The sequence below is a fragment of the Pseudomonas sp. 13B_3.2_Bac1 genome (assembly GCF_025466205.1).
GTDB classification, from domain to species: domain Bacteria; phylum Pseudomonadota; class Gammaproteobacteria; order Pseudomonadales; family Pseudomonadaceae; genus Aquipseudomonas; species Aquipseudomonas fluorescens_H.
This window is the reverse complement of sequence record NZ_JANLOG010000082.1, coordinates 1-8,789: the sequence shown is the minus strand read 5'-3', so window position 1 is coordinate 8,789 and position 8,789 is coordinate 1. Positions and strand designations below refer to the sequence as shown.

The following is an 8,789-nucleotide window of genomic DNA, read 5'->3' as shown; positions in this document are numbered from 1 at the left end:
CCCCCCCCGCCGGCCCCCCCCCCCCCCCCCGCCCCCCCCCCCCCCGCTCCCACAGGGTTGTGTCTTTATCTCACTTACGGCTCTGCTGCCACGCCGCCGCCAGGCCGCTGCAGCAGATCACCGCAATCCCGATCACCGTCAACAGACTCGGCGTGTGATTGAACACCACCCACCCCAACAACCCGGCAAACACGATCTGGCAATAACCGAACGGCGCCAGCAATGCCGGCGCGGCATGGCGGAACGCCTGGGTCAGAAACAGGTGCGCGGTCATCCCGCAGCTGCCCAGCGCCAACATCAACATGGCGTGAGACAACGTTGGCACTTGCCAGAAGAACGGCACCAGCGCACTCATCACCAAGGTGTTGCACAACCCGGCGAAGAAGTTGCTGGTGGTCGGGCTGTCGATTTCCGCGAGCTTGCGCGTCAGCAGTTGATAGAAGCAGAAAAACAACGCCGAGCAGAATGGCAGCAACACCGCCGGGGTGAACAATTCGCCGCCCGGATGGACGATGATCAGCACCCCGATAAAACCGCAGATCACCGCGATCCACTGTCCGCGCGTCACCCGTTCCTTGAGCAGCGGCACCGACAGGGCCGTCACCAGCACCGGCGCAAGAAAGTTGACCGCCGTGGCCTCGGCCAGCGGGATGTACAGCAGCGCAGTGGTGAAAAACAGACTGGTGCCGAGCAGGCACAGCGCCCGCGCCAACTGCCACAACGGCCGTTTGGTGCGCAGCACGCGCAACCCCGACTGCGGCAGGAAAATCCCCGCCATCAGCAAGGTGTGCACCAGATACCGCGCCCACACCACCATGATGATCGGGTAGAAGCCCGAAAGGTATTTCGACAGGGCGTCGTGGCTGGAGAACAGGAAAGTCGCCACGACAATCAGCAAGATCCCCTTAAAGGGTTGGTTGACACCAGAGAGCGGGGTGCTGACGGTCATTGGATTTCCTTGTGTTGCAAAAAAGATCAAAAATCTTCGCAGGCAAGTCTCGTCGCCACTGGAACAACACTGTCCCTGTGGCAACGGGTTTGCCCGCGACAGGTGCGCAGCAGCGCTTAAAGCCGCGCCAACAACGCTCGGGTGCTATCCATCGCCATCTGCGCCCGCTGCAATCCACTCACGCCCTGCTCGAGCAATTTCACCGCAGGAATTTCCAGGCTCAACGCAAGATTAGTCGGCAGCGCTTTCAGCAACCCGAGCAAGTCACAATCGCCCTCGCCGGGAAACCGCCGCTCACTGCGCGCCTGACGCAAGATCTCGGCCATGTCCGCCGGTCTCGGGCCCGCCACATCGCACAATTGCGCATAACGCAGGCGCGCAGGCGCGACGTGGGCCAGATCCTCCAGCCGTGAGCCGGAGCGATCGAAATGAAAGGCATCGACCAGCACCGCGGCATTTTCCCGCTCGGCGTTGGCAACGATGCGCAACGCCTGCTCGAGGTTGCGCGCATCGGTCCAGGGCATGAACTCCAGATGCGGATGCAAACCGTAAGGCGCCGCCAGATCACACAACGCGGCAAAATTGTCGGTGAGCCGTTGCTCGTCAGGATCGTTGCCGGCGACCAGTAACTCACTGGCGCCGAACTCCGCGCCGACGGCCAGCAATTGCTCAAAATCGGCGACCACGGTTTGCGGTTTCAAGCGCAGGATTTCCACATCGAGCACAGCGATGCCAGTGTCGCGCAAACGCGCCAGCGTCTGACGTCGCAAATCAGCATCGGCCACCAACGGAAAGTGATATTCCTCGGGCGTCGCCGGCTCGAGACGCAGGCCGACATGGCTGTAACCGGCACGCGCCGCCACCTCGACCATTTGCGGTGGCGACAATTCGAGTACGGTGAGACTGGCCAGGGACAGGATTCGTTCGTTCATGTTCAAGCCTCGACCACTGCAGGGGAACAGGCACGACCGCTGGCCGCCGCCTCGCGAATCGCCTCGACCAGCGCCAATGTTCGTGCGGCATCGGCGGCACTGACCAGCGGTTCGACTTCACGCCGCGCGACCTGCACAAAATGCTGCAACTGCAAACGCAAGGCGTCACCGGCCGCGCAATGTTCCTGCACCGCGAGCAAAGGCTCGTGCCAACCGGCATCGACTTGATCGGCAGCGTAATGCCAGCGCTTGAGTTGCGGAATGCTCAGCGCCCCGGCGGTACCCGCCAGCAGATAACACGGCTGGTCGACCTGACGCGGGTAGACCGGGTTCTCCCCGGAATTCAGCTCCCAGCTCCACGGCGCGGCGACGGCATCAGAACCGCTCAGCGTACCGAGTGCACCGTCGGCAAATTGCAGCAACAGCGCCACACTGTCTTCGTTGGCAAAACCACGCACCGCGTTGTCGGTGACGGCCTGCACCGATTGCACTTCACCGCACAGATGACGCAGCAGATCGAGGTCGTGAATCAGATTGGTCAGCAACAGGCCCGCCCCCGGTTCACGGCGCCACGGGATCTCGAAATAACGGTCGGGTTTGCGTAACTGGAACAGTGCGGTAACCGTGGTCAGCCGCCCGAGCGCGCCGCTGCGCAACAACTCATGGGCGCGCACGATCAGCGGATTGTGCCGCCGATGATGGCCGACCAGCACCGGCACGCCACAGCGTTTGACCGCCGCCACCAGCTCACGCACCTCATCCAGGTGCACGCCGACCGGTTTCTCGAGCAGCACCGGAACCCCGGCGGCGAGGCAATCCAGGGCGGTGCTGACGTGCTGATTATTCGGATTGGCGACGATCACCGCGTCTGGCCGCGCCTGCTCCAGCATCTGCCGATGATCGGCGAAATACGCCACGCCCCACTGCCCCGCGAGCGCGGCAGCCTGCGGGCCGGGATCGGCCACTGCGCATAAGCGGGCTTCGTTGAGGGTTTGCAGGTGCTGGTAATGCTGCTGGCCCATGTTGCCAGCGCCGATCAGGGCGATACGAAGGGGCGGAGTCAAAACGCGATCCTTTTGTGATTGTTGTTGGAAAAGTCACTCCAGCAACAATTTAGAACCGCGTTCCACAATCAAACACCCAGTGTTGGGAAAACCGTGCGAACACCGCACAACTTCATACACAACGCCTGACCTGTAGGAGCTGCCGAAGGCTGCGATCTTTTGACTTTGCTTTTAAGGTCAAGATCAAAAGATCGCAGCCTTCGGCAGCTCCTACAGGGGATAGGTCAGATGAATAACTCAGACGCCAGACTCGCCGCCGACAATTCCTCGGTGAACTTCACCAGCAACGGCGCCAATTCGTGCAGTCGCGCGCCGGGCATCCGTGCGCTTGGCCCGGCAATGCTCAGTACGCCGATCACTCGCCCGTCAACCGGATGCTTGACCACCGCGGCAATCGCCGAGGTGCCCACCGCCGAACTTTCCTCGACACAGGCATAACCCTGTTCCCGCGCCAGGCGCAGGCGCTCCAGCAGTTCGATATTGGAGCGCGGCGCATTCGGCCCGACGCCCAGCGGTACTTCCGCGCCCTGGCGCTCGACCAGCGACAACGCCTCGGCATCGCTCATGCACGCCAGCCACGCATGCCCGGAGGCAGTGTAGAACAGCGGCGCATCGCGGCCCATGTCCGGGTCATAACGCAAGCCCGTGCGTGCGCCCTGTGCCTTGGCGATCCAGGTCTGGCGCTCGCCATCGATCACCCCCAGACGCACCAGTTCACCGGTTTCCTGAGCCAGTCGATCCAGCACCGGCTGCACGATGTCGGCACCGCTGCTCGACAGATACTGAAACCCCATCGCCACCAGTTTGGTCGACAAGTGATAGCGCAAAGTGTCGGCATTCTGCCGCACGTAACCCAGGCGAATCAGCTCGGCGAGCATCCGGTGAGTGGCACTTTTCGGGATGTCCAGTTCCTCGGCCAGGGTCTGCATCGGCAGCCCGCGCGGCTCACTGGTGAGGCTTTCCAGCACGCTGAAAACCCGTTCGATCTGACTGCCGGCCATGGGAAGGTCCAAGTGAAATTTTGCCGATTCTAGAAGACATCCGAGACAAAGCGAAATCCGGAACTGGCTGTGCGATAACCGCCCACTTTACTGAACCATGCCTTGTTGCAGCTGCACATCATTGGTTAATTTCCGGAACCTGATTCCAATAAAACCCAGCTGCGGAGCTTTGCCTGATGCCTGCCGAACTTCCCGAAATCGACTGCGACGTTCTGGTCGTCGGCTCCGGTGCCGCCGGTTTATCCACAGCGGTCACTGCGGCGTGGCATGGTCTGAAAGTCATCGTGGTTGAAAAAGATCCGGTATTCGGTGGTGCCACTGCGTGGTCCGGCGGCTGGGCGTGGGTGCCGTGCAATCCGCTGGCTCGGCGCGCAGGCATCGTCGAGGACGTTGAGCAACCGCGCACTTACCTGCGCCACGAACTCGGCGAGCATTACGACCCGGCAATGGTCGATGCCTTCCTCACCGCCGGGCCGCACATGGTCGCGTTTTTTGAACAACACACCGCTCTGCAATTTGCCGACGGCAACGCCATCGCCGACATTCATGGCGATACACCCGGCGCGGGCACGGGCGGTCGCTCGGTCATCGCGGCGCCTTACGATGGACGAAAGGTCGGACGCCTGCTCAAGCGCCTGCGTACAACGATGCGCGAAACGTCCTTCATGGGCATGCCAATCATGGCCGGCGCCGACCTTGCGGCGTTCCTCAATCTCAGCCGATCACTGAAAGCCGCGTGGCACGTAACCCGGCGTTTTACCCGGCACTTGCTTGACCTCGCGGTACACGGCCGGGCCATGCAACTGGTCAACGGTGTGGCGCTGGTCGCACGACTGGCGAAGTCCGCCGAGGACCTTGGCGTCCTGCTCTGGGCGTCGGCGCCAGTGACCGAACTGCTGCGCGATGAAGCAGGGGTTTGCGGCGCGGTGGTCAGCAGCGCCAAAGGCCCGATCCGCATTCATGCACGCAACGCCGTGGTGCTGGCCGCCGGTGGATTTGCCAACGACATCGAGCGACGCAAGGCCTTGTTTCCGCGCACGCCCACGGGTCATGAACACTGGGCACTGCCGCCGCCGGCGGTGAATGGCGACGGCCTGCGCCTGGGCGAAAGTGTCGGCGCCACGGTCAACACCGACGTGGCTTCGCCCGTGGCCTGGGCGCCGGTCTCGCAAGTGCCCCATACCGACGGCAGCATCGGCCATTTCCCACACATCATCGAACGCGGCAAGCCGGGAATTATTGGCGTACTGCGCAACGGCCAACGCTTCGTCAACGAAGCCAACGGTTACTACGACTACGTCAGCGCCATGGTTGCCGCCACGCCCGAGGGCGAAGAAGTCGCCTCCTGGCTGATCTGCACCCGCGCCTTTCAACGGCGTTATGGCTTGGGCATGTCGCGGCCATTTCCCGTACCGGTGTCAGGATTTATCCGCAGCGGCTATCTGAAAACCGGCAACACCCTTGAAGAATTGGCCAGCGTCTGCGGTATCGACCCCAGCGGGTTGCGCCACACGGTGGAGGAGTACAACCGCCATGCACACCACGGCGAGGACCCGTCATTCGGTCGCGGCGCAACGCCCTATAACCGCAAACAGGGCGATCCGGCGAACCTTCCCAACCCTTGCGTTGCCCCAATAGAGACAGGCCCCTTCTATGCCGTGAAAGTCCAACCGGGCTGCTTCGGCACCTTTGCCGGCCTCAAGGTCAACCCGCATGCGCAAGTGCTCGATGCCCATGCCCGCCCCATCGCCGGGCTCTACGCCGCCGGTGGCGACATGGCCAGCATCATGGGCGGGCACTATCCGGCGGGCGGGATCAACCTCGGCCCGGCGCTGACTTTCGGTTACATCGCCGCCCGGCATATCGCCGGCATCACTGCTTTCGAACAGGAGATCGACCATGCAGCACATCGTTAACGCCCTGGGTTTGAACATGCCGAAACTCGGCCTCGGCACCTGGCCGATGCTCGGCGACGAATGCACCCGTGCCGTCGAGCAAGCGCTGGAACTCGGCTACCGGCACATCGACACGGCAGCGGCCTACAACAACGAAGACGCCGTCGGACAAGCATTGGCGAACACACCGACACCCCGCGAGCAGATTCATGTCACCACCAAGGTCTGGTGGGATCAGTTGCAACCCGATGCGATGCGCCACTCGATGCAGCGCAGCCTCAAGGCCTTGCGCAGCGAGTACGTCGACCTGTTCATGATCCACTGGCCGAGCACCGACTGGGATCTGCCGCGCACCCTCGACACGTTGGCCTCGTTCAAGGAACAGGGTCTGGCACGCAATATCGGTGTGGCGAATTTTCCGCTGCCGCTGCTGCGCACAGTCGTCGAGGAATACGGTATTCCCCTCTCGGCGATCCAGGTCGAGTACCACGTCCTGCTCGGACAAAACGCCCTGCTCGACTACGCCCGCCAACACGATCTGGCACTGACGGCCTACACGCCATTGGCGCGTAACAAGGTCTCGGAGATTCCACAGATTCAGCAGATTGCCGAAAAATACGGCGTGCTACCGACTCAGGTGGCGCTGAAGTGGCTGCTGGATCAGGACAACGTGGCGGCGATTCCCAAGGCCAGCAGCCGCGCCAATCAACTGGCGAACCTGGCTTCGCTGCAGGTTGAACTGGACGCTGAAGACCGCGCACTGATCGCCGCACTGCCGAAGAACCAGCGTCAGGTCAGCCCGGATTTCGCCCCGATGTGGGATGCCTTCGATCGCTGACGCACAGCGCGCCGAGAGAAATCCGCCAACGGATTGAATTAGTCGCGCACACGCTCGTCAATAACAGGCCCGCCCTCGTCACCCGAGGCCGGGCCTGTTGGCGTGTGCTCGAATAGACGGACGACCGGACTGGCGCCACACTCTCACACCAGCAACACTCATCACCACGTACAGAAAGAGGATTTCCCACATGCTATGGAAAAAAGGCCGACGCAGTGACAACGTCGTCGATGCCCGTGGCGATGATACCGGCGGTGGCGGCGGCATGCGTTTCGGTGGCGGCAAGGGTCTGAGCCTGGGGGCGATTTTGCTGATCGTCGGCATCGGCTGGATCACCGGCCAGGATCCGTTGCAGATCCTCGGCCAGCTCACCGGGCAAATGACCGAGCAATCGGCACCGGCCTCGACGCAAACCCGTCAGGCGCCACCGGCCAACGACCAGCAGGCCGAATTCGTGCGGTCGATCCTTGGCGATACCGAAGACACCTGGGGCGCGATTTTCCAGCAGGCCGGCCGCCAATATAAGGACCCGACCCTGGTGCTGTTCAGCAACCGGGTGAATTCCGCCTGCGGTCTGGCGACTTCGGCGACCGGCCCGTTCTATTGCCCGGCGGATCAGAAAGTCTATCTGGACATGGCGTTCTTCCAGGAAATGGCCCAGCGCTTCAAGGCTGCCGGCGATTTCGCCCAGGCTTACGTGATCGCGCACGAAGTCGGCCACCATGTGCAGACGTTGCTCGGCGTCTCGGCGAAAATTCAGGCGGCCCGTCAGCAGGGTCGGCAGATGCAGGGCGACGGCGGTTTGCTGGTGCGCCAGGAATTGCAGGCCGACTGCCTCGCCGGCGTCTGGGCCTACCATGCGCAGAAGCGCCTGAACTGGCTGGAGCCCGGTGACGTCGAAGAGGCCTTGAATGCGGCCAACGCCATCGGTGATGATCGCCTGCAACAACAGGGTCAGGGCCGTGTGGTGCCGGACTCGTTTACCCATGGCACGTCGGCGCAAAGGGTGCGCTGGTTCAAAACCGGTTTCGCCCAAGGCCAGGTCGGCCAGTGCGATACCTTCGCGGCAAAAAACCTGTAAATGCGCAAATGGCTTTTGGCTTTACTGATCATCGGCGGCAACGCCCACGCGGCGGGCGTCGATGCCATCAGCCCCGGACGCCTGCAATTCGAGGCCGGCGAAATGGCCGTCGGCATCAGCCCGGCACCGGAAAAAATCGAGCGGGTGCTGATCGTCATTCACGGTCGTCTGCGCAATGCCGAGACCTACCGCAAGAGTGCCGAACGCGCCACCGAACTGGCCGGGCAAACGGCGCACACGCTGGTGATCGCGCCGCAGTTTCTCAACGAAAGCGACGTCGCCCTGTACTCCCTGCCCAACACGTTGCTGCGCTGGAAAGGCAACGAGTGGATGGGCGGCGGTTTATCCACAGGGCCGAAGCCGCTGAGCTCCTACGCCGCACTCGACGCCATCGTCGCCCGGGTCAGTGATCGCAAACAGTTTCCGGATGTGCAGCAGATCGTGATTTTCGGCCATTCCGGTGGCGGACAAGTGGTGCAGCGCTACGCCCTGCTGGCCAAGGATCAGCCGGCGCTGAAGGCCAATGGCATTCGCCTGCGGTATGTGGTGGCCAATCCGTCGTCGTACGCTTATTTCAACGAACAGCGGCCAGTGGCGTTCGATCACGCACAGTGCCCGGGCTTCAATCGCTGGAAGTACGGTCTGACCGACATGCCGGTGTACGCCGGTGGGCAAACGCCGATGCAGCTTGAAAGCAGTTACATCAAACGCGAGGTGATTTATCTGCTGGGGCAGCAGGACACCGACCCGCAACATCCTGCGCTGGACAAGAGTTGTGAGGCCGAAGCGCAGGGCGCGTATCGACTGGAGCGGGGCAAGGCGTTTTTCAGTTACCTGCTGCGCCGCCATCCGGAAGGGGTGAATCAGCGGCTGGTGGAAGTGCCCGGTGTCGGGCATAACGGCGATGGGATGTTGACGTCGCCGGAGGGGCTGAAAGCGCTGTTTGAGTAGTAAGTTGTGCGGTGGATGATCTGGCCTCTTCGCGAGCAAGCCCGCTCCCACATTTGGAATGCATTCCCCTGTGGGTGC

Annotated in this window: 8 protein-coding genes; 4 read left to right on the top strand and 4 right to left on the bottom strand. The window is 62.5% G+C overall.

Features of this window, described 5'->3' with window-relative positions; translation table 11 throughout:
• Nucleotides 1-70 precede the first annotated feature (70 nt).
• The 4 genes from NTD85_RS13980 to NTD85_RS13965 form a co-directional block, all read right to left on the bottom strand.
• The gene (locus NTD85_RS13980) at nt 71-949 is read right to left on the bottom strand and encodes a DMT family transporter (protein ID WP_262142436.1); all 879 of its coding nucleotides are present in this window, start codon (nt 947-949) and stop codon (nt 71-73) included.
• 116 nt (nt 950-1,065) lie between these two features.
• A complete protein-coding gene (locus tag NTD85_RS13975; RefSeq protein ID WP_262142435.1) occupies nt 1,066-1,881 on the bottom strand; it encodes a sugar phosphate isomerase/epimerase family protein in 816 nt (271 codons plus the stop codon).
• A gap of 2 nt (nt 1,882-1,883) precedes the next feature.
• Nucleotides 1,884-2,945, bottom strand: coding sequence for a Gfo/Idh/MocA family protein (locus tag NTD85_RS13970; protein ID WP_262142434.1), 1,062 nt, complete (start codon nt 2,943-2,945; stop codon nt 1,884-1,886).
• A gap of 224 nt (nt 2,946-3,169) precedes the next feature.
• On the bottom strand, nt 3,170-3,946 hold the full coding sequence (locus NTD85_RS13965) for an IclR family transcriptional regulator (RefSeq protein WP_262142433.1): 777 nt from the start codon (nt 3,944-3,946) through the stop codon (nt 3,170-3,172).
• 176 nt (nt 3,947-4,122) lie between these two features.
• Here NTD85_RS13965 and NTD85_RS13960 point away from each other — a divergent pair, with 176 nt between their 5' ends.
• From NTD85_RS13960 to NTD85_RS13945, 4 genes are all read left to right on the top strand, one after another.
• Nucleotides 4,123-5,862 (top strand): FAD-dependent oxidoreductase, encoded by a 1,740-nt coding sequence (locus tag NTD85_RS13960; RefSeq protein WP_262142432.1) that lies wholly within the window; start codon nt 4,123-4,125, stop codon nt 5,860-5,862.
• A complete protein-coding gene (locus tag NTD85_RS13955; protein ID WP_262142431.1) occupies nt 5,846-6,679 on the top strand; it encodes an aldo/keto reductase in 834 nt (277 codons plus the stop codon). The genes NTD85_RS13960 and NTD85_RS13955 overlap by 17 nt, the downstream gene beginning before the upstream one ends.
• A 190-nt stretch (nt 6,680-6,869) precedes the next feature.
• Nucleotides 6,870-7,760, top strand: coding sequence for a neutral zinc metallopeptidase (locus tag NTD85_RS13950; RefSeq protein ID WP_223007232.1), 891 nt, complete (start codon nt 6,870-6,872; stop codon nt 7,758-7,760).
• A complete protein-coding gene (locus tag NTD85_RS13945; protein WP_262142430.1) occupies nt 7,761-8,711 on the top strand; it encodes an alpha/beta hydrolase in 951 nt (316 codons plus the stop codon).
• Nucleotides 8,712-8,789: the final 78 nt, after the last annotated feature.